The organism is Xanthomonas dyei (assembly GCF_002939865.1).
Classification (GTDB): Bacteria; Pseudomonadota; Gammaproteobacteria; order Xanthomonadales; family Xanthomonadaceae; genus Xanthomonas; species Xanthomonas dyei.
The window spans coordinates 23,838-50,477 of sequence record NZ_MDEE01000025.1; the positions used below are offsets into that span (position 1 = coordinate 23,838).

Sequence of the window (26,640 nt, forward strand, 5' to 3'; positions counted from 1 at the left end):
GCGGATTTCCGTCATGGAACTTCGCCCGGAACAGCTGGCCGGCCAGTCCAATCAGCCGTTGCAGCCGGCCTACCTGATTGCCGGCCCGGAAACCTTGCGCGTGCTCGAAGCGGCCGATGCGGTGCGCGCACGTGCGCGCGCCGAGGGCATCGGCGAGCGCGAGGTGTTCGATGCCGACGGCCGCGAGTTCGACTGGAACCAGCTCGACGCCAGCTTCAACGCGCCCAGCCTGTTCAGCCCGCGCCGCCTGGTGGAAGTGCGCCTGCCCAGCGGCAAGCCGGGCAAGGACGGCGCCGAGGTCATCACCCGCTTCTGCGCCAACCCGCCGCCGGATGTGGTGCTGCTGATCACCGCCAACGACTGGAGCAAGGCGCACCAGGGCAAGTGGGCCGAGGCGATCGGCCGCATCGGCACCATTGCCGTGGCCTGGGCGATCAAGCCGCATGAATTGTCCGACTGGATCGAGCGCCGCCTGCGCGCCCAGGGCCTGCGCGCCGACGCAGCCGCGGTGCAGCGCCTGGCCGAGCGGGTGGAAGGCAACCTGCTGGCCGCCGCGCAGGAGATCGACAAGCTGGCCTTGCTGGCCGACGGCAAGACGCTGGATCTGGAGGCGATGGAATCGCTGGTGGCCGATGCCGCGCGTTACGACGTGTTCCGCCTGGCTGAAACCACCTTCTCCGGCCAGCCCGCCGCGGTGATCCGCATGCTCGCCGGGCTGCGTGCCGAAGGCGAAGCCGTCGCCGCGCTGATGCCGATCCTGATCAAGGAACTGCTGCGCACCGCAGCACTGGCGAAGGTGCAAGCCAACGGCGGCAACCTGGCCGCGGAAATGAAATCGCAGGGCATCTGGGAATCTCGCCAGGCCCCGTTCAAGCGCGCACTGCAGCGCCACCCCGAGCCGCGCCGGTGGGAACGCTTCGTCGCCGAAGCCGGCCTGGTCGACCGCATGGCCAAGGGGCGCGCTGACGGCGATGCCTGGGTTGGCCTGGAACGTCTCCTGGTTGCGGTGGCCGAAGCGCGCGCGGTGAGATTGCTGGCGTGAGAGCCGGCAAGGCCGGGACCGGGGACCGGGGACCGGGGACCGGGGAAAGCATAGAGGCCGAGGCTGTTGACAGCGCCGCAATCCCTGGCTCACAGCCCGAGAACCCGGCCATTGCTGTGTCCGGTTCCCCGGTCCCCGGTCCCCGGTCCCTGCAAAAAGAACAACACCCGCACCAACCCACCGACCAGGGTCCTGCGCCTCGCTCTTCCGGGCCCCCGGTCCCCGGTCCCCGGTCCCGGCTTCAAGAGTCCCGGCTCCACCTCTACTACGGCGGCACCTTCGACCCGATCCACCTGGGTCACCTGGCCATCGCCTGCGCGGCGCGCGACGAACTCGGTGCCCTCGTGCACCTGGTGCCGGCCGCCGATCCGCCGCATCGCGCCGCGCCCGGGGCCACGGCCGCGCAGCGCGCACAGATGCTGGAGCTGGCGCTTGCCGGCCAGCCCGGGCTGCAGCTGGACAGCCGCGAGCTGCTGCGTGCCAGCCAACAGCTGGCGCCGTCCTACACCGTGGACACCTTGCGCGAGCTGCGCGAGCTACTGGGGCCCGCTACACCAATCGCCTGGCTGTTGGGTGCCGACGCCTTCGTTGGGCTGCACCGCTGGCACCAGTGGGAGGCGTTGTTCGAGCTGGCGCACTTCGTCATCGCCGCGCGGCCGGGCACATCCCTGGACCTGAGCGATGCGCCGCACCTGGCCGCCGCGGTGCAGGGGCGCTGGGCCGCCAGCACCGATGCACTATTCGCCGCGCCGGCCGGCCGGTTGTGGCAATTGCACCACCCGTTGCGCGGCGAATCGGCCAGCGCGGTGCGCGCGCAGATCGCTGCCGGCAGGGCCTGGCAGGCGCTGGTGCCGGCGGCGGTGGCCGGCTTTATCGCCCGGGAAGGCTTGTACGGCTGCGCCTGCGCGGCTAGCTGAACACGCATCCGCCCGGACCGGCCTATAATTCACGCCAATTCCATCGAGTTGCCCGCTTTGACCAGTCAAGCTCAAGTCATCAAGACCTCCCTTCCGAATCCGCCGCCGTCCGTGCCGGCCCTGTTGGCCACCGTACGCGAGGCCGTGGAGGAGCTGAAAGCCAAGGACGTGGTCGAGATCGACGTGCGTGGCAAGTCCAGCGTCTGCGATTACATGGTGGTCGCCTCGGGCACCTCGACCCGCCACGTCAAATCGATCGCCGAAGAAGTGGTCAGGTTCGCCAAGCGGCTGGACGTGATGCCGCTAGGTGTGGAAGGCGAGCGCGAAGCCGAGTGGGTGCTGGTCGACCTGGGCGACGTGGTGGTGCATGTGATGCTGCCGCGTGTGCGCGAGTTCTACGCGCTGGAGCGTTTGTGGACCGTGGGCGACCAGCGTCCGGACGATGTGGTTGCCGATTCCGAGGAGTGACTGGCCCCGGCATGGCGAGGAAATTGCAAGCCACCCCGGATGCCCCTGCTTCGCACGCACTGCAGCAGTTGCACAGTGGCGCTGCGCAGGCGTCCGGCGTGGCAACGTCGCCGGCACGCAAACGCTTTGACCGGCTGCTGCGCGACCTGGAACTGCATCGCGCCCAATTGCAGGCCTGGCAAGTAGCGCTTGCGCAATGGCGCGAGCGCTATCACGGCGAGTTGCAGCCCTTGCTCGACCGTCGCCGCGATGCCGATATCGCCCTGGTCGAGGAGCTCGATCGTGCGCACGCTTCCTACAAGCTGGGAAAGGCCGATCGCGAATTTTTGTCGGATCTGCTGTGCAACATCGCCGGTCCGCTGATCGAAGCCGGCCACGAGGCGCTGCGGCCGATCTACGATCGCCACAGTGTGGTCGGCTATGACCAGGACGTCTCCGAATCCGATGCGCTGATGAAGCAGATTCTTGGCCAGGCCTACGGACTGGATGCCGACGAACTGGATGCGATCGACTCGCCAGAAGAACTCTTCGAGCGCGTGAGCGAGCGCCTGGAGCAAGAGCACGCCCAGCAGCAGCAACGCCAGACGCAGCGCCGCAAACGCGCCGAGCGGAAGGCCACTGCCGCCACTGCCGAACCGCCGCCGTTGCGCGAGCTGTATCGCAAGCTGGCCGGCAATCTGCACCCGGACCGCGCCAAGAACGACGATGACCATGCCTCGCGCACCATCCTGATGCAGCGGCTCAATGCCGCCTACAAGGCCGGCGATCTGCTGGGTTTGCTCGAACTGCAGGCCGAGATCGGCTTGCTGGACGCGCAAGGCGTGGATGCGATGAACCCGGCGCGGTTGCAGGAGTACAACCGCGAACTGGATCGCCAGTGCAAGGACCTGCAGCAGCAGGTGAGGCAGCAGGCGGGCGACTTCTGCGCCGAGTATGGATTGGACCTGCCGTCGCGCCCGAAGCCGGAGCGGCTGGGCAGGTTGATGGCGCAACTCAAGCGTGAGGTCGAAGACGAGTTGATGGAGGCACGCCAGGGCCTGCGCGAACTGGGCGATCCGCAATCGTTCAAGCGCTGGTTGAAGATGCAGCGCGTCATGTCGAGCATGCCCGAAGCGCCCTGGTTCTGACCACGCGCGGCAATGACGCAGGCGACTTCGCTGCTCGACCGAACGCGCCTGCCCATGCGAGGTTCCCAACAGCTGGTGATGCCAGCCCGGCGCCGTTAGCGAGGGTTTAGAGTGGCCAACACAACGACTGTGCTCACCGCAAGGCGGGCGCGGCCGGTGCTTGGTGCGGCATGTACCACTCGGACACGCCGGTTCTGAGCGCGCCGTCCACACCCGCCTGACGACTGCTCGCTACGTGTTGTTAGCCGCTCTTGGCTGCAGCGACCGACCACGCTGACCGTGCGACATTTGGCGTTGGCGCATCGGCCGTGGCCTGCATGCGCTACGTTTTCGCTGTCGGCCTGCGGGTCTTTCGGCACGCTTGAAACCTGCCGGATGAGCGGTGATACGCCCTCCGGCAGGTGTCGCGTCGACTGCTTGGCTGGCAAAGAAGCGGCTTACAACGGCCCGCGTTCCCACGGCCCGGTGATGGCCAGGGTAATCCCCGGTGTCTGGATGTTGACGAACAAGGTGCGCGCCAACGGGTCCCAGCAGGCGCCGCAGAACTCGGTGTCGCGATAATCGCCTTCGGCAATGGTCTTGCCGGCATCGGCAATCTGCTGCGAGGTGAGCTGCACGTTGTTCTTGGCCAGATAGAACGATTCGCCGTTGCGGGTCAGGCCCAGCAAGCGCGCGCCGGGGCCGTATTCGTCCGGGCTTTCGCCGCCGTCTTCGCACAGCACCACGCCGCCGCGCGCACTGACGGTGACGTTGTCCGGGTTGTGCGCCGCCAGCTGATTGCCGCTGACGAACAGCGCGCTCAGGCGCTGGGTGAACAGGTCCAGCACCCACACCGCGCCATTGCCGTAACCGCGCCGGCCCTGTGCATCCACACCGGTGCTGGTGTCGACGATGAATAGCTTGCCGTAGCTGTACCAGATACCTTCGCCGCGGCTCATGCGTAGCGCACCGTCGGCCCAGGCTTGCGCGAACGGCCCGCTCAAGGTGTCGTTGGCGCCGATGTCGGCAAAGCCCGCCGGTGCGGCGATGCTGTCCAGATCGGGTTCGCTGATATCCACCCATTCCAGCTGGAACTGCTGGCCGATGCTGGCCACGGTGAGGTCGGCATTGCGACGTCCGCGCACGCGCGCGGCCTGCAGCCGGCCGCCGTTTTCCAGCGAGCCATTACGGCCGCGGCGGTCGTTGGGAATGAAGCGATACAGGCCGGCCTTGTTGCGGTCGTCTTCGGTGAGATAGACGATGCCGGTGCGCGGATCGATCGCCACCGCCTCATGGCTGAAACGGCCCAGCCCTACCAGCGGGCGGCCGGTGGTGCGGTGGTTGTCGGGGTCCACTTCGAACACATAGCCGTGCTTGCGGCCGGTGCTGGAGACCGCGTTGGTCTTGATCTCTTCGCAGCTCAGCCAGGTGCCCCAAGGGGTCGGCCCGCCGGCGCAGTTGACCAGGGTGCCGCCCAGGCTGGGCTCCAGGCTGCCCCAGCCACGGCGGCCGTAACTCAGCGTGGTGGTGCCGCCGCCGGCCTGTTGGATGCCGCTGACGATGCCGGTGTCGTACATGGCCGGTGCGCGGAACGGGCTGCCGGCGCCGCGCTCATGGTTACGGATCAGCACGTATTCCAGACCGCGCAGCGGGTCGCTGCCCGGCCGCCAATCCGGCCGGCGCAGGCCGACCACGGCCATGCCGTCGTGGCGGTCGGGGCAGGGCTGGCCATCGTCCATGCGATCGCCGCTCCAGCCGAACGAGCGGTAGCTGAAACCGCGCGGCAGCTGCAGCAGCGGCAGGCCGGTGCTCTGGTCGGCGACCGGGGCGAGCGGGCCGTAACGGCTGGGGACCGGTGCGAGTCGCACCGACGGGGAGGTGGCGGCCTGGGCCTGGCGCGACTGCAATGCGCCCAAGCTGCCAAGGGCGCCGGCGGCCATGACGGCGGCGCTGCCCTTGAGAACCTGGCGGCGGGCGGGATCGAAAATCGGCATCGAACGACTCCTGCGTGGCTGGGTGGTCGGGCGACACTAAGTGCCGGCTGTAACCACGCCATGACACGCAACGACAAATCGCCACGGACTGCCCAGGCTGTGACGCGGATATCATGGACGGATGAAATGCCGACTCATCGCCACCGGCGAACGCGCACCGGCCTGGGTGGCGCAAGGTTTTGCCGAATATCAAAAACGTCTGTCGCACTGGATGCCGCTGGAGCTGGTCGAGATCGAACCCGGCCTGCGCGGCAAGGGACGCGATGGGCAACGCGCCATCGACGACGAAGGCCGTCGCGTCATCGCCGCGCTGCCCAAGAACGCGCATGTCGTGGCGCTGGATGTGCCCGGTCGCCCGCTGAGTTCGGAGCAACTCGCCCAGCGCATGGAACATTGGCGCGGGCAGGGGCGCGACCTGGCCTTCCTGATCGGCGGCCCGGAAGGCCACGCGGCCGAGGTGCTGAAGAATGCCGACGAAAGCTGGTCGATCGGCCCGCTCACCTTGCCGCACATGCTGGTGCGCCTGATCGTGGCCGAGCAGCTGTACCGCGCTGCGGCGATGCTGGCCAATCATCCGTATCACCGGGCGTAATGGCGTCATGACGTCGTGCCGAGCGCGGTGCAGCTTGCGTCATCAGAGCGGCTGATCGCCAAAACCCGCGAGATCGGCCCGCTCACGCTGCCACACATGTCGGTGCATTTGAGTGTGGCCGAGCAGTGGCGTCGCGCTGCGGCGATGCTGACCAATCACTCGATGCTGACCAATCACTCGATTCAGCGTGCTTGACGGCGTCTGCGTCAGCACGCAACGGCTTGCTCGATAGCGCGACTGCGCAACGTCTGCTCAGCTTCCGGACGAATGCGACCCGAAGCGATGGACGAGGCGTGTCGCGCGCTGTTGCCGGTTTTGATCGCGTCGGCGGGATCCGTCGTGCTGCTCGCTCGCTTCCTTCTGTTGGCCGCCTCTCGCCCATCGATGCGGCGGGTCGTCACTTGCGCTCCCAGTGGTCATTCGGCAGGCGAAGGACACTGCGGCGTGGCCGCTACGCTTGCTGCTTGGCGCGTGCGTTCGTGGCGGAATAGTTGGCGCCAGCGTGTGCGTAGAGGTTCGCAGTGGTGCGGCGGCCGCAGTTGCAGGCCGCCGCGTCGGTCCACGCTTCAATTCAACGAAGCTTCAATTCAACGAAAAGCTCACCGGCACCAATCCGTAGGCCTGCACGGCCTGGCCATTCTGCATCGCCGGTTGGAAGCGCCAGCTGCGTAGCACCTGGCTACGCGCGGCCAGATCGAGTGCGCGATGACCGCTGCTGGTTTGCACGCTCACTTCGGCCGGGCGTCCATCGGTACCCACCAGCACGCGCAGCAGCACCGTGCCTTGCTGCCCCGCACGCAATGCAGCCACCGGGTAGCTCGGTGCGGGCGAGCTCAGATACTGCAGCTGACCCGCCTCGATCGGCCCGCTCGGTGCAGCGATGGTGGGCGCGCTGTCCATCGCAGTGTCGGCTGCCGGAAGGGCAACCGTTGCGCTGTCGACCACTGGTGTCTGGTTTATGAGAGGAGTCGGCACCTGCACCGGAACTGGCACGGTCTTCGGTGGTGTATGCGTCTTGGGCGTGAACCTCACCGTGACCGGGAATACCAGCGGCGGCGGTGGGGCGGTCGGTATCGTGATCGGCATGACCCAGCGCGGCTCGGGTGGCGGTTGCGGAACCGCCCGATGCGACAGCGGAATCAGCAACAAGCCGCCGGCCAGCAGATGCAGCGCCACGGCCGTGCTCATCGCCAGGACGCGCGAGGTGTCGATGCCAAGGGGACGGGAAGAAACCTGCGATTGCGTGCGAACCATCATCCACCTCCAAAAACGGAACTGCGGAAAGGACCAGCGCGGCCCGGACGCACTACACCATCCGGTAGCGTAGGTTTACCGCAGCGCGCGCGGCTGCACAAGCATGGCGCGCATCTGCGAGGGACATGCCACATCGCAGAGGATGCCGGAGCGATCTCGCCATCATGTCGATCTCCATAACCAACTGGCTTTTCAAGGTGCCACTCCACACAAGCACCGGCATGCAAACGCCCAGCCGAAGCTGGGCGTTTGCGGTAGAAAAGCCCAGCCCATTGCGGGGCTGGGAAAGCGACGCTGACGGGAGAGTGCGTCAGTAGTCGTACGACACCGAGAACATCGCGTAGCGGGGCTGGGTGAAAAACGCGCCCATGTTGTAGGTGTTGGACAGGGTGAACGGGCCGTCTTCCCAGGTGGAATCGACCTGCTGCGGCTTGCGCTCGTTGAAGATGTTGAAGGCCTGCAGCGTCATGGCGAGCTTGTTGTCGGCGAACGCGGGGCGATAGGTCAGGCCGAGGTCGACGATCTTGGTCCACGGCAAACGACCGGCATCGCCTGGACGCGAGGGCTGCCCGTTGCAGATGTGGTACGACGAGCGATAACCCACCGGGTCGCCGGCATCGGAGTCCTCGCTGATGCCGTTGATGCTCACATACCCCAGGCAGGATTTCGGCGTGCCGGACAGCACCCGGATGTTGCCTGCAAGCAACCACTCGGGCGCGATCTGGTAAGAACCGTAAATCTTGATCTGGTGGCGACGATCGTTGGCCAGATAGCCGCCCGAGTACCACATCAGCGCAGCGGCATCCCAGTCCTGGGTCTTGGAGACATCGGTCTGGCCGATATCGGATTTGATCTGGCCTTCGGTATTGCCGAAGTTGCGCGACCAGGTGTAATCAATGCGACCTTCCCACTTGCCGTCGAACGGATGTTGCAGGAACAGGTCCACCGCCAGATAGGTGCGCTTGGCCTTCTTGTCGAACCCCCAGTCCGACGGCGACATCGACACCGATGTGCGGCCGGAGCCATCCAGGTTGGCCAGGCTGAAAGAGTTGGTTTCGCCGGGATTGAAGATGATGCAGCCGGGCACGTTGACGGTGCTGGGATCCACGCCGATCGCGGTCAACTTGGTGCGCATCCGGTCGGCGTAGCAGACGTCGTCGATGGTGGCGCCCAGCGAGCGGTAAGTGGCCTTGGCACCAGTCACCCAGTTCTCGCCAAGCGTCTTGTCGAAGCCGAGCATGAACTCGTCCTGGTACATCGACTTCAGATCGGTGGCGGCGATACCGGCCGCATCCGGAGCCTGGCCGCATTCCAGCCCGGCGGAGACCACATTGCCGGAACAGGTAAAACCTGCAGAGGCATCCACCGCCACCGGTGTCAGGCCGGTCGGATTGCCTTGCGCGTCGATGCCGCTGTAAGTGAAGTACTCGTTGGTGAACGTGGACGGCGAAGCGCCACGGATCGCCACGCTGTTGGGGAGCGCCAGATAATAACGGCCAGCGTTGCCATACACCTTGAGCGAGGAATCGCCGAACACGTCCCAGCTCACGCCCAGGCGCGGAGCCCATTGGTCGCCGCTGCGCACGTAGGGGACGCCAACGTCATTGAAGTTGGTGAACTTGTCGTTGCGGATGCCCAACGTCAGCAGCAAGGTGTCGGTGGCCTGCCATTTGTCTTCGAGGAAGTAGGCTTTCTGTTCCACCGACATGCTGGTGGCAGTGTTGAACACGGTCTGGTTGACGAAATAGCCATTGCCACCGGCCGGACCAACGCCGAGTGCGACGCGAATCGGCGAGGTGGGGCGCGAGGAGCGGCCGTAGGTCCAGGTATAGCCGGGGCCGGTGGTAATGACGCCTTCGTTGCTGGCATCGAAGTGCATGTTGTCCACGCCCGCCGTCAGCGTGTGGGCGCCCAGCACATACTCCAGATCGACCCGCAGGCCGCGGGTGGTGTTTTCGCCGTCGCGTGCCTGGCTGGAGGTCTGGTTGTTGCGGATCTCGCGGCCGCCGGTGATGGCCGGGTCCTGCAGATTGGTGCTGTTGAGTTGCGGCGCGGTGCTGGGGTTGTTGCGGAAGTCGGTCTGGCGGCTCTTGCCGTACGTCGCGCTCAGGGTGAGGTCATCGGTGATGTAGCTGGTGTACTTGCCGATGTAGTAACGGTCGTTGACCTTGACGGTGTCGGCAAAGGCGCCAGCGGCGTCGCCGCCAAGATCGGGATAACCCAGAAAGTCGCTGTAGGCGCCACCTTCGCGGTAATTGTTCTTGATGCCGGTCAGTTCGAGGATATTGCTGTCGTTGATGTTCCAGTCGATCTTGGCGTAGAGCTTGGGCTCATCGATGCGGTAGTTGTTGCGGCCGATCACCGGGTCGTCGCGGCGCGAGGTCGACACGCCTTCGCTGCGCTCCTGCTCGGCGGCGACGAAGACGAACAGGCGGTCTTCGATCAACGGCCCACCGGCGTAGACGCTGTAGACCGTATTCCAGAGCTGGTCGTCCTTGCGGCTGCGGTACAAGGTACCTGGCAGGCTCTGATCGCTGTATTCATAGCCGTCCGGTGGCGTGGTCGAGGGATAGAACACGTTCTTGTTGTCGCTCGACAACGATTTCGGACGCCACAGCACCTGCGTGCCGAAATGCCACTCGTTGGTGCCGCGCTTGCCGACCTGGCTGAGTACGCCACCGGCCGAACGCCCATAACGCGCGCTGTAACCGCCGGTGTAGGTTTCCTGCTGATCGATGGCGCCAAACGGCAGGGTGACGCCGCCGATGTTGGAGAGCGGGTTGGAGGTGAGATAGCCGTTGAGGTAATAGGCGTTTTCGGTGACGCCGGCGCCGCCGAAGGAAATCGCATTGCCGAAATAGCCGCTGCCTTGCACAGCGCCTGGTGACAAGAGCGCAATGGCTTCTCCCGAGCGCGCCAGCGGCAAACGCTGCAGCTGCTCGGCGGTAATCACCGTGCGCGAGGCGGTGGCGGAGACATCCACCGGCGAGATGTTTTTGCCGGTCACCGTGATGGTGCCCAGGTTGGTGGCCTCGGACGAGGTACTGCTAGCAAACGACACATCGGTGCCCGCACCGACGCGCAGGGCGATGTTCTTGCGTGTTTCGACGGCCTGGCCGTCGCGTTGCAAGGTGACCGTGTAAGTGCCGACGGGAAGATTGCCGATGGTGTAGCGCCCGTTGGCGTCCACGCTCGCTGTGCGCGAGAAACCGGTATCGCTTTGTGCCGTGACGGTTGCACCCGCGTCAGCGGGCGCGCTGCCGTAGATCCCTGCAGTGGTGCTTTGCGCGGCGGCAGTGCCGGAGACCAGCACACCGACGGCGCCGCTCAACGCAAGAGCAAGCACGCTGATGCGGGAATAGCGTGCACGCGAAGATGCATGACGCGATGGCGGATGGAACGTGCGCTTCGAAGCGGCGTGGCCGGTCATCATCTCTCTCTCCAGAGGAGCGCCATCACGAATATGACGGTGCGCTGACAACCGATGCTAGAGAGCTGTAGAGCCTGCTTAAAGAACGATTTCTCTAAATTTCATGTTTTTTTAAGCACAAACGTCAAAAATCGCCTATTCACATCAATCAAAGTGTGGAATTGGGCACTTGTAAGTTACCTGCTTTCAGGTAGGACAGCGAAATTTGCCGACTGATATCACGCTCAGGTTTCGCGTCTCCGCAGGAGGATTCCGCAACAGCGCTCCGCGAACAACACTGCCCTCCGAGGAGGGCAGTGCGAGACATGCTTCGGGACGGTATCTGCGTCTTCAGCGACCCAGCTCGAAGGTCACATCCAGCGTGATCGACAGCGTGCTCTCGCCGGGCGCCACTTGGGTGTCCATTTCGGCCTTGGCCGAGCGCAGCGAGGCGGCCATCATCATCGGGCGTACTACGCCGCCACCGCCGCGGCCTTCGGAGATGCTGACAATGCGCCGCACCTTCAGGCCCAGCGACTTGGCATAGGTGTCGGCACGGGCCTGGGCTTTTTTCAGCGCGGCCACGCGGGCCTCGTCGTAGGCAGGTTCGGGCTGGTCGACCGAGAAGCTGGGGCCGTTGATGTCGTTGGCACCCTGGGCCACCAGTGTGTCGAGCACCTTGCCGAGCTTGGAGATGTCGCGCACCTTCAGGCTGACCGTGTTGCTGGCCTGATAGCCGATGATCTTCGGCGCTTCGTTTTCCTTGTAGGTGTATTGCGGGCTCAGGTTGATGCCGCTGGTCTGCACGTCCTTGTCGGCGATGCCGGCGGCCTTGACCGCAGTCATGACCTTGCTCATCTGTTCGGCGTTCTGGCGCATGGCGGCGTTGCTGTCAGCAGCCTGTGTGACCACGCCAGCAGACAGGGTGGCGATATCCGGCACGCGCTTGGCTTCCGCTTCGGCCGACACGTTGAGCAGGGTGCCGTCGTTGGGAATGGTATAGCTCGACGCGGATTGGGCGTGTGCGGTCATGGCGGTTCCGGCAGCGATGGACAGGGCCAGCAACAACGGCTTGAGGGTGGTACGCATGAGATCTCCTTGTCTGTGGTGCGAGCGTGTTGGGAGCTGGATGAATATGTTGTGAGTCGAACGCCGCCGCGCACCCGCTGCCCGCGTTGCGAAGTCAGCGGGCGAGCGCGGCCAACAGGTATGCTGGGCGGATGCTCTATCTCGCCTCCCGTTCGCCACGCCGACAAGAACTGCTGCAACGCCTGGATGTGCCGTTTCAGACCCTGGAACTGGACGTGCCCGAGCTGCGCGCGCCCGCCGAATCGCCCGAACAGTACGTGCAGCGCGTTGCGCTGGACAAGGCGCGCGCCGGCCTTGCGCAGGTGCAGGCGCGCGATGCCGACGCGATCGTGCTGGGCGCCGATACCGAAGTGGTACTGGGCGAGCGCGTGTTCGGCAAGCCGGTCGATGTCGACGATGCGATCGCGATGCTGCAAGTGTTGTCCGGGCGCACCCACCAGGTACTCACGGCGGTGGTTCTAGTCTGCGCACAGCGCGCCCCGGCGCAGGCCCTGGTGGTGTCGGAGGTGACCTTCGACACGCTCGATGACGCGCAGATCGCTGCCTATGCCGCCTGTGGCGAGCCCATGGGCAAGGCCGGTGGCTATGCGATCCAGGGGCGCGCAGAACGTTTTATCAGCCATTTGTCCGGCAGCTATTCCGGCGTGATGGGATTGCCGCTGCATCACACCTCGCAGTTGCTCACAGCCTTCGGAGCGCATTGATGTCGGAAGAGATCTTGGTCAACGTCACCCCGCGCGAAACCCGCGTGGCGGTGATCGAGAACGGCATGTTGCAGGAGCTGCATATCGAGCGCGGCTGGCGCCGGGGCGTGGTCGGCAACATTTACAAGGGCAAGGTGCAGCGGGTGATGCCCGGCATGCAGGCGGCGTTCGTCGAAGTCGGGCTGGAGCGCGCAGCGTTCCTGCACGCCAACGACGTGGTGCGCCCGGCACCGGCGCCGGCCAGCGTGGTCGATACCGAAGAAACCCCGATCCCGCCGCCGCCTGCCGCGGCGGTGCCGATCGTGGAGCTTCTGCGCGATGGCCAGGACATCGTGGTGCAGGTGGTCAAGGACCCGATCGGCACCAAGGGCGCGCGGCTCACTACCCAGATCAGCATTCCCTCGCGCTACCTGGTGCTGCTGCCGCAATCCAAGATCGTCGGGGTGTCGGCGCGGATCGAGGACGAGGCCGAGCGCCTGCGTCTGAAGACCATCGTCAGCGAGGTCTCGGCTCAGCACGGTGGCTTCGGCTACATCATCCGCACCAACGCCGAAGGCCAGCCGGCCGAGGCGCTGGCCGAAGACATCGCCTATCTGTCGCGGGTCTGGACGGTGGTCGAGCGGCGCGGCCGCGAAGCGCCGCCGTGCAGCATCATCTACGAAGACCTGAGTCTGCCGTTGCGGGCGGTGCGCGACCTGATCCGCAAGGACGTGGAAAAGGTCAAGGTCGACTCCAACGAAACTTTCGCGCAGTTGCAGGCGTTCGTGGCCAAGTACATGCCGGTGCTGGCCGAGCGGCTGGAGCTGTATACCGGCGACCGGCCGATCTTCGACCTGTACGGGGTCGAGGACGAGATCGGCCGCGCGTTGAACAAGCAGGTGCCGCTCAAATCCGGCGGCTATCTGGTGATCGACCAGACCGAAGCGATGACCACCATCGACGTCAACACCGGTTCGTTCGTGGGGCAGCGCAATCTCGAAGAAACCGTGTTCCGCACCAATCTGGAAGCGGCGCAGGCGGTGGCGCGGCAGCTGCGGCTGCGCAACCTGGGCGGCATCATCATCATCGACTTCATCGATATGGACGATCCCGAGCACCGCCGCCAGGTGCTGCGTACGCTGGAAAAGGCGCTGGCCCGCGACCACGCCAAGACCACGGTGTATGAGTTCTCGCCGCTGGGTCTGGTGGAAATGACCCGCAAGCGCACCGTCGAAAGCCTGGAGCGGCAGTTGTCGGAAACCTGCGGCCAGTGCGGCGGGCGCGGCACCATCAAGACCGCCGAAACGGTGACCTACGAAATCTTCCGCGAGATCACCCGCGCGGTGCGCCAGTTCGATGCCGCGCGGCTGCTGGTGATCGCCTCGTCCAAGGTGGTCGCACGCATCACCGACGAGGAGTCCGCAGCGGTGGCCGAGCTGGAAGAATTCCTGGGCAAGAGCATCCGCTTCCAGTCCGACGATCAATATTTGCAGGAGCAGTTCGACGTGGTGTTGCTGTGAGGCGGGGAATGGAGAGTCGGGAATCGGGAATGGGGGTGAAGCCAAAGGCCCTCTGCGGGATGCGACTGACATCCTTAGAATGCTGTCGCGCGCAAGCAGATGATCGTGCGCGCGGTGCGATGCTTGCTCTTCCGATTCCCGATTTCCGATTCCCGATTCCCCGCCGTTAATGTCCACGCCGCTGCGCCGCCGTCTGCGCCTGTTCCGCCGCTATGCGATCACTGCCTGCGCGCTTGCGTTGGTGGCGGTCGCGTTGCTGGTGGGCGCGGCCAGTCAGGCGTTGCCGTTGGCCGAGGAGCACCCGCAGCAGATCGCCGACTGGTTGAGCCAGCGCGCCGGGCAGCAGATTGCCTTCGATCGGCTGGACACCGAGTGGACCCGGCGTGGCCCGTTGTTGCGGCTGGATGGTTTGCGGATCGGCCCGCAGGGCGAGGTGCGCGTGGGCCAGGCGGAGATCCTGCTGGCGATGTACGCCGGCTTGTTGCCCGGGCACTCGTTGACCGAGGTGCGCCTGCGTGGGTTGGCGCTGACTTTGCAACGCAGCGACGACGGCGTGTGGTCGGTGCAGGGCCTGCCGAGCGGGAAGGGTGCCGACCCGCTGGATGCACTGCGTCGGCTTGGCGAGATCCAGCTGGCCGAGGCGCGGCTGAAGGTGAACGCGCCATCGATCGGCCTGGACACCGCCTTGCCGCGGATCGATTTGCGCCTGCGCGTAAGCGGTTCGACGGTCAAGGTTGGCAGCCGCAGCTGGATCGATCTCACGCGCGCGCCGCTGACCGCGGTCCTGGAGTTCGACCGCGACAGCGGCGACGGTAGCGCCTATGCGCAGGCCGACCCGGCCGATCTGGCAGCATGGGCGTCGCTGCTGCAACTCGGCGGCATGCGCGTGGACGGTGGCGGTGGGCGCCTGCAGGCCTGGGCACAGCTGCATGCCCGCCGCATTACCGGCGTCACCGTCGATGCCGACCTCACCCAGGTGGCGCTGTCCGGTGCACCGCTGGCGGACGAGACCGCCCGCCGCACGCTGCGCTGGGAGCGGCTGCAGGCGCGTGCGCGCTGGCAGACCATCGATGGCGGCTGGCGGCTGGACGCGCCGGTGCTACGGCTTGGACAGGCGGCCGCGTTGCAGCATCTGGACGGGCTGCGCATTGCCGGCGGGCGCCGCTATGCGGTGGCTGCCAGACAGGGCGATGTCTCCGGCCTGATTGCCGCCGTCGCCTTGAGCGATCAACTGTCGCCTGCGTTGCGCCGCTGGTTGATCCTGTCCAAAACACAGCTGCGTGTTGCAGATCTGCAGATCGCCGGCGAGCAGGGCGGCGCCGTGCGTGCGCAGGCGCAGATCGAAGACCTCGGTTTCCTGCCGGTGGGCAACTCGCCGGGCATCAGCGGTTTGCGCGGCCGCGTCGATGGCGACGCGCAGGGCGGCGAGCTGGAAACCGCGCCTCAGGCCACCGTGCGCTTCGACTGGCCCACCGGCTTTGGCGTGGTGCATGAGATTCAACTGGCCGGCAAGATCGTCGGCTGGCGCGAAGGAGCGGGTTGGCAGGTCGCCACCCCGGCGCTGCGTGTGCAGGCCAAGGATTACGGCGCCAATGTGCGCGGCGGGCTGTGGTTCCAGAACGACGGCACCCGCCCGCGCCTGCAACTTGCCGCGCAACTGGACGATGTGGCGCTGCCGGTGGCGCGCAAGTTCTGGATCCGCTCGAAGATGAGCAAGGCCGCCATCGACTGGCTGGACATGGCCGTGGCCGGCGGCGTGATCACCGGTGGCACCGGCCTGGTCAGTGGCGATCTGGACCAGTGGCCGTTCGACGATAACGACGGGCGCTTCGAAGCGTTCGGGCAGATCCGCGACGGCGTGATTCGCTTCAATCCGGAGTGGCCGGCGATGGAGCAGGTCCAGGCCGATCTGCGCTTCATCGGCAATGGGTTTTCGTTGCAGGGTAGCGGGGCTCTTGCCGGCACCCCGATCGCGCAACTGGACGCCGGCATTCCCAGCTTCAAGACGTCCGAGCTCTACGTGCGCGCCTCCACCCAGGCCGACGCGGCGCAACTGCTGGGCATGTTGCGCAAGAGCCCGCTGGAGCGCCGCTACGGCGATACCTTGAACAACCTCAGCGTGTCCGGCCCGGCGACGGTGAGCTTCGATCTGCTGCGCCCGTTGCGCACCAAGGGCGTGGGCGGGCATCTGCAGGGCACGGTGGCCTTGCAGGGCGCCAAGCTGGCCGACGCGCGCTGGAATCTGGCCTTCGACCAGGTCAGCGGTCAGGCCGAGTATCGCGATACCGGGTTTGCGGCCGAGCATCTGAGCGTGCAGCACCAGGGCCGCAGCGGCGAGCTGGCACTGCGCGCCGGTGGCTTCGTGCAGGACCCGAAACATGCTTTCGAAGCACGCTTTGGCGCCACCCTGGATGCCAAGGAATTGTTCGACCGCGCCCCGCAGATGGAATGGCTGCGTCCGTATGTGCACGGCAGCGCGCCATGGCAGGTGGGCGTGGATGTACCGCTGCCCACGCCGGGTCAAGCGGACGCGCAGGCGCTGCTGACGCTGCGCTCGGAGCTGGTGGGTACCACGCTGGATCTGCCCGCGCCGCTGGACAAGGCCGCCACCCAACCGCTGGACACGCAGGTCAAGGTGGCCCTGCCGGTCGGCGATGGCGATATCGACGTGGCCTTCGGCAAGCTGGTGGCGCTCAAGGCCAGCAGCCGTGGCGACCAGACCGGCGTGCGCGTGGTCATGGGCACCGACACGGTGACCGAGCGCCCGCCCGCTAACGGGTTGGTGGTGACCGGCCGCACCGCCTCGCTGGATGCGATCGACTGGATCAGCCTGGCGCGCGGCAGCAGCGATCAGGACATGCCACCGCTGCCGGGCCAGCCGGCAACGCCCAAGAAAGACGCTGTGCCGCTGCAACAGGTGGACGTGCAGGCTGACAAGCTGCTGATGATTGGCGGGGTGTTTCCGCAGACCCGGCTGCGGCTGCGCCCGACCCGCGATGCGGTGGCGGTGACCCTGGACGGCCCCTCGCTCGCAGGCCAACTCACCGTGCCCAACGCCGACGGCGGCATCGTGCAAGGCAAGCTCAACACCGTGCGCTGGCAACCGGTGGCCGACGCGCCCGAGCCTGCGGCTCCGGAGCCCGGCGATCCGCTGGCCGGTGCCCTGCCGGAACCGGCACGCCGTGCGGTCGCCGAGTTCGATCCGGTTTCCATCCCGCCGCTGGCGCTGGATATCGACGACCTGCGCGTGGGCAAGATGACCCTGGGCGCGGCCATCCTGCGCAGCAGCCGGCTCACCGACGGCATGCAGGTGGATCAGCTGCAACTGCGCTCGGACGACCAGAGCATCGGCCTGACCGGCGCCTGGCGCGGCAAGGGCGATGCCGCCAGCACGCGGCTGTCGGCGCGGGTGGACAGCCGCAACCTCGGTAACCTGTTGCAGAACCTCACCCTGGGCGGCCAGCTGCGCGGCGGCGAAGGCCAACTGGAACTCAACGCCGGCTGGCAGGGCTCGCCGACCGGCTTTGCGCTCGGCTCGCTGGACGGCAACCTCAAGGTGGATGTCCGCAACGGCCAGCTGTTGGAAGTGGATCCAGGCGCCGGCCGCGTGCTGGGCTTGCTCAGCGTGGCGCAGTTGCCGCGCCGGCTGATGTTCGACTTCCGCGATTTCTTCTCCAAGGGCCTGGCCTTCAACACCCTGGATGGCGAGGTGCGCTTCGGCGACGGTTTCGCGCGCACCGACGCCATCCGCATCGCAGGCCCCGCGGCCGAGATCGCCATCCGCGGTCAGACCGATCTGCGGGCGCAGACCTTCGACCAGACCGTGGATGTGAACCCCAAGGCCGGCAACCTGCTGACCGTGGTCGGCGCGGTGGCTGGCGGGCCGGTGGGCGCGGCAGTGGGCGCGGCCGCCAACGTGGTGCTCGGCAAACCGCTGGGCGCGATCGGCGCCAAGACCTACCACGTCACCGGGCCGTGGAAAGACCCGCAGGTTGACGTGGTCGAGCGCGAAACGCGCGAGCGTGCACCGAGCAAACCTGCGCCCGCCGGCAAACCCGCTGCGCCGCCGCGCTGACGCACTCAGTCGGCGGCAGCATCATCGTCGCTGCCGGCACGCTTGAACATCGGCAGGCGCAGTCGCGCGCGGTGGCCCGGCACCACCGGCTGCTCCGGCCCCGCGACGCCGCGGAAATACCCGCGCTGCCATTTCTCGCGCGCCGCGGCCGATTGCGTATCGGGCAGTTCATCGAGAAAGCGCGTGCGGCTGTGGGTCCAGTCGGCGTGTTGCTGCGCCAGTTCCGGTGCCTCGTAGAGCGGCATCCACTGCGGCTGCACCTGTTCGATCACCTGCCGCTGCAGCGGGAACAGATGGCAGAACGGCTCGCCTGCGTCGAAGCGCACCTGGCCGGGCCGGGTGAAGCGCCAGTTCATGGTGAAGGTGTACGGGCTCCAGTCGGTTTCCACCAGGCCGCTCAACGCGCCAATGCCGTCCTTGGGCCGGTTCAACGGGCCGGTGACGAACAGGTCGACGCCCTCGTCGGTGCGAAACAGACAGGGGACATGGAAGGTCAGCACGCCGTAGCCGAAGTGGCTGACCGCCGGCGCTGCGCTGCCGGCATCGGTCACGATCCGGAGCGCGTCCAGCCCGTCGCGGCCATCCCAACTGGCCTGAAAACCGGATTGGCACAGCAGCTCCCAGCCATGCGCGTTCGCAATCGCCAGCGGCAGGCAGCGGTACGCATAGCGTTGATCGGTGGCGTCCATCCAGTCGCGCGCATGCGGGGCAGGGCGGATGTCCAGCGTGTGGCCATCCAGAACGTGGGCGATGAGCTTCATGCGCTGGCAGTGATCGAAGAGCGAGCCGGCGATGATAGCCGCGCCACATGTTCAGCCGGACGACTTGTCTCCCCGGCGCGCGGGCCCCATCCTGACCGCATGACCGATAACGCTCTCACTCTGGCCGAAACCCGGCTGCTGCTTCCCTCCGGCCTGGATGCCGGCCATCTGGACCGCACCTTCGGCGCCCTGCTGGGCCCGGGCATCGACTTCGGCGATCTGTATTTCCAGCATTCGCGACGCGAGAGCTGGAGCGTGGAAGACGGCATCGTCAAGGACGGTGCGCATTCCATCGAACAAGGCGTGGGCGTGCGCGCCATTGCCGGCGAAAAAACCGGTTTTGCGTATTCCGACGACATCCAGCGCGAGACCTTGCTGGAAGCGGCGCAGTCGGCACGTGCGATCTCGCGCGACGGCGGCGCGCAATCCACCCGCGCACTGGTGCGCGGCAATGGCCGCGCGTTGTATCCGGCCACCGACCCGATCGACGACATGGACAGCGCCACCAAGGTGGACCTGCTGCGCCGCATCGACCAATACGTGCGCGCCGCCGACCCGCGCGTCAAACAGGTGATGGTGAGCCTGTCCGGCGGCGTGGACACGGTGCTGATCGCCCGCAGCGATGGCGTGCTGGCGGCCGACGTGCGCCCGTTGGTGCGGTTGAACGTGCAGGTGATTGTCGAACACGGCGGGCGTCGCGAGTCCGGCTATTCCGGCGGCGGCGGTCGTTATGGCTACGCCGAACTGTTTGCCGATGGCCGCCCGGAAGGCTTTGCGCGCGAAGCGCTGCGCCAGGCGCTGGTCAATCTGGATGCCATCCCCGCGCCGGCCGGCGTGATGCCGGTGGTGCTCGGCCCCGGCTGGCCCGGCGTACTGCTGCACGAAGCGGTGGGGCATGGGCTGGAAGGCGATTTCAATCGCAAGGGCACCAGCGTCTACGCCGGGCGCATGGGCGAGCGCGTCGCCTCACCGGGCGTGACCATCGTCGATGACGGCACCCTGGACGGCCGCCGCGGCTCGCTCAATATCGACGACGAGGGCACGCAGACGCAGTGCACCACGCTGATCGAAGACGGCGTGCTGGTGGGCTACATGCAGGACACCCACAACGCGCGCCTGATGGGCGTGGCGCCCACCGGCAACGGCCGCCGCGAATCGTTCGCGCACCTGACCATGCCGCGCATGACCAACACCTACATGCGCGCCGGCCAGCACGACCCGGAAGAAATGATCCGCTCGGTCAAGAAGGGCATTTACGCGGTGAACTTCGGCGGCGGCCAGGTCGACATCACCAGCGGCAAGTACGTGTTTTCGGCCACCGAGGCCTACCTGATCGAAGACGGCAAGGTCACCGCGCCGGTGAAGGGCGCTACCTTGATCGGCAACGGCCCGGAAACCATGCAGAAGGTGCGCATGATCGGCAACGATCTGGCCCTGGACGAAGGTGTGGGCGTGTGCGGCAAGGACGGGCAGAGCGTGCCGGTCGGCGTCGGCCAGCCATCGCTGTTGATCGACGGCATTACGGTGGGTGGGACCCAGGCGTGATCTCCGTAGGGACCGGGGACCCGGGAAGAGCGAGAGCTGTTGCCCGGACGGTTACTCGGGATCGAAAAAATAAGGCGTTGTCGCTTTTGCAGTTACCCGGGTCCCCGGTCCCGCATTGTCGATGTCGTCGCTATCGATATCGGCATCGTCAGCGTCGTCGGTCTCGGCAGCAGCGTCTTCGCCGGTCTGGCCGGACAACTCGCGCAGCACCTGGAACAGTTCGCGATAGGCGCGCGGCGGCTTGTTCTTGGCGCGTTCGTGGATCGCGTTGCGCACCAGTTGGCGCAGTTGCTGGCGATCGGCAGCCGGGTAGGCTTCCAGCAGCTCGGCCAGCGCCACGTCGTTCTCGGCCAGCAGGCGCTCGCGCCAACGCTCGACGCGATGGGTCGCCGCCACTTCACGGCGCGCGGTGTCGCTGTTGGCATCCAGCGCATCGCGGATGGCGGCCAGCGTCTCGTCGTCCTCGCGGCGCATGTGCTTGGCCAGAAACGCCAGCTGCCGCTTGTGCGCGATATGCGAGGTGATGCGCTTGCTCTCTTCGATATGCGGGATCAGCGACTCGGGCACCGGCAACTTGGCCAGCTGCGCCGGGGTGAGCGCCACCAGCTTTTCGCCCAGGTCGAAAATTTCCAGCGCCTCGCGCCGTTGCTGGCTGCGGCTGGTGCCACGAAATTCACCGGTATCTTCATCGCGTCCGCGCATTGCCACTACATCCCGAAACTTGGTTAGTTAAATTTCCGGCCACGAACGGCCGGACTCCGGCGGAAGACTCCGCCCTACATTCAGACACTGCGGCCATGGATAGCCGAGCTTTCTGCGGACGGATCCGCATCCACATTCAGACAGTCCGGCCATGATGGCCGGGTTTTCGCGGACGGATCCGCATCCAAAGGATAAAGCATTGAACGCACTCTCCTCCGAAACCCGTGTCGCCGACGACAGCCTGCAGCGTCTGGACGCACTGACCGATATCTCGCAACGCCTGCTCGAGCGCGCCCGTGCGGCCGGCGCCACCCAGGCCGAAGTGAGCTGCAGCGAAGAGCGCGGCCTGGACGTCAACGTGCGCCTGGGCGATGTGGAAACGGTCGAATCCACCCGCGACCGCGGCATTGCGGTGACGGTCTACTTCGGCAAGCGCAAGGGCAGTGCCAGCACCGCCGACCTGCAGGACGCCAGCCTGGAATCCACCGTGGCCCAGGCCTGCGCGATTGCGCGTTACACCGAAGACGACCCGGCGTCCGGCCTGGCCGACCCGGCGCTGATGGCGCACGACTTCCCCGACCTGGATAGCTGGCACCCGTGGGCGCTGGACGCCGACACCGCAGTGGATCTGGCGCTGGCCTGCGAGGCCGCCGGTCGCGATGCAGACGCACGCATCAGCAATTCCGATGGCGCCTCGGCCAGCACCGGGCTCAGCCTGTCGGTATATGCCAATTCGCACGGGTTCATCGGGCGCGAGCGCGGCACCCATCATTCGATCAGCTGCGCGCTGATCGCCGGGCAGGGCGACGGCATGCAGCGCGATGGCTGGTACAGCAGCGCCCTGGCCCGCGAAGACCTGGAAGCGCCGGATGCCATTGGGCGGCATGCCGCCGAACGCACGCTGGCGCGCCTGGCGCCGCGTTCGCTGCCGACCGGCTCGCTGCCGGTGCTGTTTGCGCCGGAAGTGGCGCGCTCGCTGGTCGGGCATCTGCTGGGTGCGGTCTCCGGTGGCGCGTTGTATCGCCGCGCCAGCTTCCTGCTCGACAGCGTTGGCACCAAGCTGTTCCCGGACTGGTTCAACATCGAAGAACTGCCGCATCTGCGCCGCGGGCTGCGCTCGGCCGCCTTCGATGGCGAAGGCGTCGCCACCCGACAGTCCGCGCTGATCGCCGACGGCGTGCTGCAGCGCTACGTGCTGGGCAGCTACTCGGCACGCAAGCTGGGCCTGCAGACCACCGCCAATGCCGGTGGCGTGCACAACCTGCAGGTCAGCGCCAACGCCGGCGACCTGGCCGCGATGATCGGCGGCATGTCGCGCGGCCTGCTGGTCACCGAACTGATGGGCAACGGCGTCAACCCGGTGACCGGCGATTACTCGCGCGGTGCCGGTGGCTTCTGGATCGAGAACGGCGCCATCGCCTATCCGGTGGACGGTCTGACCATTGCCGGCAATCTGCGCGAGATGTTCGCCGGCATCGAAGCGGTGGGCAGCGACGTCGACCCGCGCTCGCACGTCAAGATCGGCTCGGTGCTGGTCAACCGCATGACCGTGGCGGGCGATAGCTGAGCCGTCGCCCGGGCTGAGGTCTGGGCATGCCTGACGTGCAGGGTCGGCGCGCTGGTCCGCGCCGACCATGCCGCGTTGTGCCTCCGGCCGGCCATTCGCGCGTGCTGTCCGGGCTCCCGCCAGAGGCGCACGGTGTGGGCCTCTCCAGTGCGCAGGAATAGCGGGCGAACCCAAGGTCGCATCGGCGTGCCGCAGCGCTCTCGCTCGTGTCATCGCCCAAACGGAGGGCGCGAGCTGTCGCCCCGGGTGGGTGACTAAAACCAGACCATGTCTTCCCGCACTGGTGACTGGATGAATCGTTGTTATAGTCCGCCGCACCACAATCATGTTCGGGGAGATCTATGAGCGAATTCGAGACACACGCCGCGCCGCCGCCGCCGCCGCCGGTAAGTACCAGCACGCCGTCGGAGGAGCGCACCCTCGCGCTGGCCGCACATCTGCTGGGCATCCTGACGTCGTTCATCGGCGCGCTGGTGATCTGGCTGATCAGCAAGGACGCCAGCCCGTCCAAGCCGTTCGCCACCGATCAGTCCAAGGAAGCGCTGAACTTCCAGATCACCGTGATCATTGCCTATGTGCTGGCCGTGATCCTGACCGTGGTGTCGTTCGGCATCCTGTTCTTCGTGCCGACGCTGGTGTGGGTCGCCAACCTGGTGTTCTGCATCCTGGCCGCAGTCAAGGCCAACAACGGCGAGCATTACCGCTACCCGTTCACGCTGCGCCTGATCAAGTAATCCGGCCCGCGTAACACAAAGGCCCGGCATCGCTGCCGGGCCTTTGTCGTTTCAGACAATGATGCGATCAGTTCTGCGCCGGAGTGTTCTCGGCAAAGTACTCGTGGCTGTCGGCGTTGGTGATGGCCTGCGCCGGATTGCTTTGGGCCAGGCTGCGTGCGCCGGCCTGGCCGTAGACGCGGTCCTGGGTGCCGGCCACTACGCTGAAATGGCTCATCTCGTGCACCAGCGTGCCGGCCTTGGAGTCGGTGCCGCGCACCGGTGCGCTCCAGAACGCGTTGCAGACGTAGATTTCATACGGCGCATTCGCATACACATAGGCGTAGGAGCTATCAGTGCAATTGCAGTTGACGGTGATCTGGCCGTTGTTCTGGTCCAGCGCGTTGTCGATGTTGACGAAGTTGGAGCTGACCCGGCTGTAGCGGGACGCGTTGTAGGCACCGAACCAAGTGGTGTAACGCGCGCCGGTGCTGCCGCCGTTGAGATAGGTGCGCGCGTTCTGCGAGTAGGTACGCGCCGCATCCACCGCCGAGGCGATCTGGCTGGTGCGGGTGGTGCTGCAGTTGAGGTAGTTGATGCCATTGACCACGGCGGTGGGGCCGACGGCCAGCTGGCGCTGCACGCCGCGGTTGACGCCGTCCAGCCAGACGGTGAGCGGGGTGCTGGTGGCCACGGCCGGCAGGCCATTTGCGGCCTTCATCAGGCTGCCATCGGACAGCGAGGCGTATTGCAGCGAGGAGCGCACCTGGATGGTGTAGTTGCCGCTGGTGGACAGGTCATAGGCACCGGCCAGATCCACCTCGCCCTGGACGCTCTGGCCCGGCTGCAGAATGGTGAAGTCGGCTGCCTTGGGCAGGCCGCGCTTGACCAGACGCCCGGTGTAATCAACCGGCTTGCCATCGCGGCTCACCTCCAGGATGCCGTTGTCCAGCGACTTGAGCGGCAGCTGGTAGGTCGGAACGCGGGCAACCTGGCTGCCGTTGTTGGTGACGGTTACCGCGATCTTGCCTTGATGTCGCCCGGCCTGGTCGGCCACTGGCGCCAGTTCGATGGTCAACGGAACCGGGCCGCGCACAGACTGCGCCTGCGCTGAACCGAGCACGCCGACGACGGCCAGCGTGCCTGCTGCAAACGATGCGAGAAAAACATTCTTCACCAGTGACTCTCCTTGGTCGGGGGATGCCCGCAAGCGCGGGCAACCCAAACCTAGGCAGAGCGACCGGGCGCGACAAGTCGTTCAATTAGCGATATTTCTGTATGTCGTGCATTGGTCATGCGTCCTGATGTATCACCGGTGTAGATAATTCATCAATAAAGCGTGCAAGCCGTCATGAAAATTTGTCAGTCCTGTGTCGCTGGCTGACACAAAATCTGGCGAGCAATGTGTCGTTTTGTGACCAGGCTCGCCTGTTGCCTGGATGGACCCATGCAAGCGACCGTGCGGTGGCGCACGGAATGCGCAAACATGTCGCGCAAAGCGAATGAGTGCGTGCGCCACCCGCTGTGGATGCCTTGGCTGCGGGCAGTCTCGTGATGCGTCACGGAGCTATGCGTTGGATGTCGCCCAGTGGCACTGAGCACCGGCGACCGCGACACCGATAGGCTCTCGGTTACTAGGTGTCACGTGCTCGGCGACTACTTCGGCGTCGGACTCTCGGCACACCCAATCGCGCTCGTAACCACTCATTCCGCCGTCGATGCGGCGGCAATCGTCGCTCCAAGCCTGTCTGCAGGCGATGTCAGACATCCCCGGGCGTTAGGTAAATGTGGGGAGGGCTGTCGGTGGGTGCGAGATTGCCGGGAAGCGTGATCTGCGAATGGAAGGCGCTGGATCCAGGCAACGGATATGCCCGCATGGCGAGACCTGCCGTCCCTTCGTCCGTCGCGCATGGAGCGACTACCAAAGCGTCTGCGCGACCAAGCGACAGCGGTCTGGCGTAGCCGTTGCTCGAAATCGGCATGTGCGGCTGATGCACTCCGCTGCCCGCGCGTCGCTTACACGCGCCTGGCAGCGGCTCGCGACGCTTGGTTAGCCGCGCCTAGTGCGCGCGGTCCACCGCAAACCGGCCCAGGGTCGCCAGGGTCTCGCCGGGCGGACCATAGGGCTGCAGCACATCGTGCATGCGGGTTGCCAGCTCGGCCAGCTTGGCTTTGGCGCCGTCCATGCCGAGCAAGGCGGGGTAGGTGGATTTGGATTGCGCAGCGTCCTTGCCGGCGGTCTTGCCCAGCTGCGCCGAGCTCGATTCCACATCCAGGATGTCGTCGCGCACCTGGAAGGCCAGGCCCAGCGCATCGGCAAAGTCGTCCACCCGCTGTTGGTCGGCCGGCGCGGCACTGCCGGTCAGCGCGCCCATGCGCACTGCGGCGCGAATCAGCGCACCGGTCTTGAGCGCGTGCATGCGCTGCAGCGCGTGCAGCGATTGCAACTGACCGGTGGCATCGATATCCAGCGCCTGGCCGCCGCACATGCCCGCTGCACCGGCCGCAGTGGCCAGGCTCTGCAACCAGCCCACGCGCAGCTCGGCGCTGACGGGCGCGGTGGCCAGCAGTTCGAAGGCGCGGGTCTGCAGTGCATCGCCGGCCAGGATGGCGGTGGCCTCGTCGAAGGCGACGTGCACGGTGGGCTGGCCGCGACGCAGCGCGTCGTCGTCCATCGCCGGCAGGTCGTCGTGCACCAGCGAATAGGCATGGATCAGCTCGACCGCCACGGCGGGGGTGTCCAGCGTGTCTTCATCGGCGCCAAACAGCGCACCGGTGGCATACACCAGCAGCGGCCGCATGCGTTTGCCGCCGCCCAGCACCGCGTGCCGCATCGCCGCGTGCAGACGCTGCGGTGCCAGCGTGGCGCTTGGCAAGCCTGCGTCGAGGCTGCGTTCGGTGCGAGCGATCCAGTGTTCGAACAGCGCGGGACTCACCTCAGCCGCCGTCCAGCGACGGCGGCTCGAAGGCTTCGGCAAGCTCGGGGCGGGCCGGGTCGGTCAGCAGACGGACGCGCAGTTCGGCCTGTTCCAGCGCCTGCTGGCAATCGCGGTACAGGCCGATGCCGCGTTCGTAGGCGCTGAGCGATTGTTCCAGGCTCAGGTCGCCGACTTCCATTTTCTGCACCAGTTGCTCGAGTTCTTCCAACGACTGTTCGAAGCGGGCAACCGGGGATGTTTCGTTCAAGGACTTCTTGGCCATTG

General features: G+C 66.3%; 21 protein-coding genes and 1 other RNA gene. 13 read left to right on the forward strand and 9 right to left on the reverse strand.

Features of this window, described 5'->3' with window-relative positions; translation table 11 throughout:
• Window positions 1-13: 13 nt before the first annotated feature.
• From holA to XdyCFBP7245_RS15710, 5 genes are all read left to right on the forward strand, one after another.
• Entirely contained in the window at window positions 14-1,042 is a 1,029-nt protein-coding gene (holA, locus tag XdyCFBP7245_RS15690; RefSeq protein WP_104616485.1) for a DNA polymerase III subunit delta, read from the forward strand.
• Complete coding sequence (gene nadD / locus XdyCFBP7245_RS15695) at window positions 1,039-1,959, forward strand: nicotinate-nucleotide adenylyltransferase (protein WP_104616486.1); 921 nt, start codon at window positions 1,039-1,041, stop codon at window positions 1,957-1,959. Before holA ends, nadD begins: the two co-directional genes overlap by 4 nt.
• Window positions 1,960-2,016: 57 nt before the next feature.
• Window positions 2,017-2,427 (forward strand): ribosome silencing factor, encoded by a 411-nt coding sequence (rsfS, locus tag XdyCFBP7245_RS15700; protein WP_104616487.1) that lies wholly within the window; start codon window positions 2,017-2,019, stop codon window positions 2,425-2,427.
• Window positions 2,428-2,438: 11 nt separating this feature from the next.
• On the forward strand, window positions 2,439-3,554 hold the full coding sequence (locus XdyCFBP7245_RS15705; RefSeq protein WP_104616488.1) for a J domain-containing protein: 1,116 nt from the start codon (window positions 2,439-2,441) through the stop codon (window positions 3,552-3,554).
• Between the two features lie 170 nt (window positions 3,555-3,724).
• Window positions 3,725-3,801, forward strand: a non-coding RNA gene (locus XdyCFBP7245_RS15710) — sX9 sRNA.
• Between the two features lie 190 nt (window positions 3,802-3,991).
• Here XdyCFBP7245_RS15710 and XdyCFBP7245_RS15715 read toward each other — a convergent pair.
• Window positions 3,992-5,527: an alkaline phosphatase PhoX gene (locus tag XdyCFBP7245_RS15715; protein WP_104616489.1), complete on the reverse strand. Its 1,536-nt coding sequence runs from the start codon at window positions 5,525-5,527 to the stop codon at window positions 3,992-3,994.
• Between the two features lie 121 nt (window positions 5,528-5,648).
• Here XdyCFBP7245_RS15715 and rlmH point away from each other — a divergent pair, with 121 nt between their 5' ends.
• Together rlmH and XdyCFBP7245_RS15725 are read left to right on the forward strand one after the other, a co-directional pair.
• Window positions 5,649-6,119: a 23S rRNA (pseudouridine(1915)-N(3))-methyltransferase RlmH gene (gene rlmH, locus XdyCFBP7245_RS15720; RefSeq protein WP_104616490.1), complete on the forward strand. Its 471-nt coding sequence runs from the start codon at window positions 5,649-5,651 to the stop codon at window positions 6,117-6,119.
• 15 nt (window positions 6,120-6,134) lie between these two features.
• Entirely contained in the window at window positions 6,135-6,314 is a 180-nt protein-coding gene (locus XdyCFBP7245_RS15725; protein WP_104616491.1) for a hypothetical protein, read from the forward strand.
• A gap of 387 nt (window positions 6,315-6,701) precedes the next feature.
• On the opposite strand, the gene XdyCFBP7245_RS15730 is transcribed toward XdyCFBP7245_RS15725, so the two are convergent.
• The 3 genes from XdyCFBP7245_RS15730 to XdyCFBP7245_RS15740 form a co-directional block, all read right to left on the reverse strand.
• Window positions 6,702-7,376 carry an energy transducer TonB gene (locus tag XdyCFBP7245_RS15730; RefSeq protein ID WP_104616492.1) on the reverse strand — a complete coding sequence of 225 codons (675 nt, stop codon included), beginning with the start codon at window positions 7,374-7,376 and terminating at the stop codon, window positions 6,702-6,704.
• A gap of 307 nt (window positions 7,377-7,683) precedes the next feature.
• Entirely contained in the window at window positions 7,684-10,803 is a 3,120-nt protein-coding gene (locus XdyCFBP7245_RS15735) for a TonB-dependent receptor (protein WP_104616519.1), read from the reverse strand.
• A gap of 330 nt (window positions 10,804-11,133) precedes the next feature.
• Window positions 11,134-11,871, reverse strand: coding sequence for an SIMPL domain-containing protein (locus XdyCFBP7245_RS15740; protein WP_104616493.1), 738 nt, complete (start codon window positions 11,869-11,871; stop codon window positions 11,134-11,136).
• A 131-nt stretch (window positions 11,872-12,002) separates the two neighbouring features.
• On the opposite strand from XdyCFBP7245_RS15740, the gene XdyCFBP7245_RS15745 reads away from it, so the two are divergent.
• From XdyCFBP7245_RS15745 to XdyCFBP7245_RS15755, 3 genes are all read left to right on the forward strand, one after another.
• On the forward strand, window positions 12,003-12,575 hold the full coding sequence (locus XdyCFBP7245_RS15745; RefSeq protein ID WP_104616494.1) for a Maf-like protein: 573 nt from the start codon (window positions 12,003-12,005) through the stop codon (window positions 12,573-12,575).
• Window positions 12,575-14,074: a ribonuclease G gene (gene rng / locus XdyCFBP7245_RS15750; protein WP_104616520.1), complete on the forward strand. Its 1,500-nt coding sequence runs from the start codon at window positions 12,575-12,577 to the stop codon at window positions 14,072-14,074. Before XdyCFBP7245_RS15745 ends, rng begins: the two co-directional genes overlap by 1 nt.
• A gap of 169 nt (window positions 14,075-14,243) precedes the next feature.
• Complete coding sequence (locus XdyCFBP7245_RS15755) at window positions 14,244-18,149, forward strand: YhdP family protein (RefSeq protein ID WP_104616495.1); 3,906 nt, start codon at window positions 14,244-14,246, stop codon at window positions 18,147-18,149.
• Window positions 18,150-18,154: 5 nt separating this feature from the next.
• On the opposite strand, the gene XdyCFBP7245_RS15760 is transcribed toward XdyCFBP7245_RS15755, so the two are convergent.
• A complete protein-coding gene (locus tag XdyCFBP7245_RS15760) occupies window positions 18,155-18,910 on the reverse strand; it encodes a DUF6065 family protein (protein WP_104616496.1) in 756 nt (251 codons plus the stop codon).
• A gap of 99 nt (window positions 18,911-19,009) precedes the next feature.
• On the opposite strand from XdyCFBP7245_RS15760, the gene tldD reads away from it, so the two are divergent.
• The gene (gene tldD / locus XdyCFBP7245_RS15765; protein WP_104616497.1) at window positions 19,010-20,455 is read left to right on the forward strand and encodes a metalloprotease TldD; all 1,446 of its coding nucleotides are present in this window, start codon (window positions 19,010-19,012) and stop codon (window positions 20,453-20,455) included.
• 51 nt (window positions 20,456-20,506) lie between these two features.
• On the opposite strand, the gene yjgA is transcribed toward tldD, so the two are convergent.
• The gene (gene yjgA, locus XdyCFBP7245_RS15770; RefSeq protein ID WP_104616498.1) at window positions 20,507-21,157 is read right to left on the reverse strand and encodes a ribosome biogenesis factor YjgA; all 651 of its coding nucleotides are present in this window, start codon (window positions 21,155-21,157) and stop codon (window positions 20,507-20,509) included.
• Between the two features lie 199 nt (window positions 21,158-21,356).
• On the opposite strand from yjgA, the gene pmbA reads away from it, so the two are divergent.
• Window positions 21,357-22,724 (forward strand): metalloprotease PmbA, encoded by a 1,368-nt coding sequence (gene pmbA, locus XdyCFBP7245_RS15775; protein ID WP_104616521.1) that lies wholly within the window; start codon window positions 21,357-21,359, stop codon window positions 22,722-22,724.
• Window positions 22,725-23,065: 341 nt separating this feature from the next.
• Window positions 23,066-23,458 carry a DUF4870 domain-containing protein gene (locus XdyCFBP7245_RS15780; RefSeq protein ID WP_104616499.1) on the forward strand — a complete coding sequence of 131 codons (393 nt, stop codon included), beginning with the start codon at window positions 23,066-23,068 and terminating at the stop codon, window positions 23,456-23,458.
• Window positions 23,459-23,525: 67 nt separating this feature from the next.
• Here the strand turns inward: XdyCFBP7245_RS15780 and XdyCFBP7245_RS15785 are convergent, their stop codons facing one another.
• The 3 genes from XdyCFBP7245_RS15785 to XdyCFBP7245_RS15795 form a co-directional block, all read right to left on the reverse strand.
• Window positions 23,526-24,614, reverse strand: coding sequence for a M35 family metalloendopeptidase (locus tag XdyCFBP7245_RS15785; protein WP_104616500.1), 1,089 nt, complete (start codon window positions 24,612-24,614; stop codon window positions 23,526-23,528).
• A gap of 883 nt (window positions 24,615-25,497) precedes the next feature.
• Window positions 25,498-26,373, reverse strand: coding sequence for a polyprenyl synthetase family protein (locus XdyCFBP7245_RS15790; protein WP_104616501.1), 876 nt, complete (start codon window positions 26,371-26,373; stop codon window positions 25,498-25,500).
• A 1-nt stretch (window position 26,374) separates the two neighbouring features.
• Window positions 26,375-26,638, reverse strand: a complete 264-nt coding sequence (locus XdyCFBP7245_RS15795) for an exodeoxyribonuclease VII small subunit (RefSeq protein ID WP_005995187.1) — start codon at window positions 26,636-26,638, stop codon at window positions 26,375-26,377.
• Window positions 26,639-26,640: the final 2 nt, after the last annotated feature.

Coding starts and splice junctions, on each gene's coding strand:
- XdyCFBP7245_RS15735 (WP_104616519.1), bottom strand. CDS start 10,803: ATGACCGGCCACGCCGCTTCGAAGCGCACGTTCCATCCGCCATCGCGT.
- XdyCFBP7245_RS15745 (WP_104616494.1), top strand. CDS start 12,003: ATGCTCTATCTCGCCTCCCGTTCGCCACGCCGACAAGAACTGCTGCAA.
- XdyCFBP7245_RS15795 (WP_005995187.1), bottom strand. CDS start 26,638: ATGGCCAAGAAGTCCTTGAACGAAACATCCCCGGTTGCCCGCTTCGAA.
- XdyCFBP7245_RS15755 (WP_104616495.1), top strand. CDS start 14,244: ATGTCCACGCCGCTGCGCCGCCGTCTGCGCCTGTTCCGCCGCTATGCG.
- XdyCFBP7245_RS15730 (WP_104616492.1), bottom strand. CDS start 7,376: ATGATGGTTCGCACGCAATCGCAGGTTTCTTCCCGTCCCCTTGGCATC.
- rlmH (WP_104616490.1), top strand. CDS start 5,649: ATGAAATGCCGACTCATCGCCACCGGCGAACGCGCACCGGCCTGGGTG.
- holA (WP_104616485.1), top strand. CDS start 14: ATGGAACTTCGCCCGGAACAGCTGGCCGGCCAGTCCAATCAGCCGTTG.
- XdyCFBP7245_RS15705 (WP_104616488.1), top strand. CDS start 2,439: ATGGCGAGGAAATTGCAAGCCACCCCGGATGCCCCTGCTTCGCACGCA.
- XdyCFBP7245_RS15715 (WP_104616489.1), bottom strand. CDS start 5,527: ATGCCGATTTTCGATCCCGCCCGCCGCCAGGTTCTCAAGGGCAGCGCC.
- XdyCFBP7245_RS15740 (WP_104616493.1), bottom strand. CDS start 11,871: ATGCGTACCACCCTCAAGCCGTTGTTGCTGGCCCTGTCCATCGCTGCC.
- XdyCFBP7245_RS15760 (WP_104616496.1), bottom strand. CDS start 18,910: ATGAAGCTCATCGCCCACGTTCTGGATGGCCACACGCTGGACATCCGC.
- yjgA (WP_104616498.1), bottom strand. CDS start 21,157: ATGCGCGGACGCGATGAAGATACCGGTGAATTTCGTGGCACCAGCCGC.
- tldD (WP_104616497.1), top strand. CDS start 19,010: ATGACCGATAACGCTCTCACTCTGGCCGAAACCCGGCTGCTGCTTCCC.
- rng (WP_104616520.1), top strand. CDS start 12,575: ATGTCGGAAGAGATCTTGGTCAACGTCACCCCGCGCGAAACCCGCGTG.
- XdyCFBP7245_RS15780 (WP_104616499.1), top strand. CDS start 23,066: ATGAGCGAATTCGAGACACACGCCGCGCCGCCGCCGCCGCCGCCGGTA.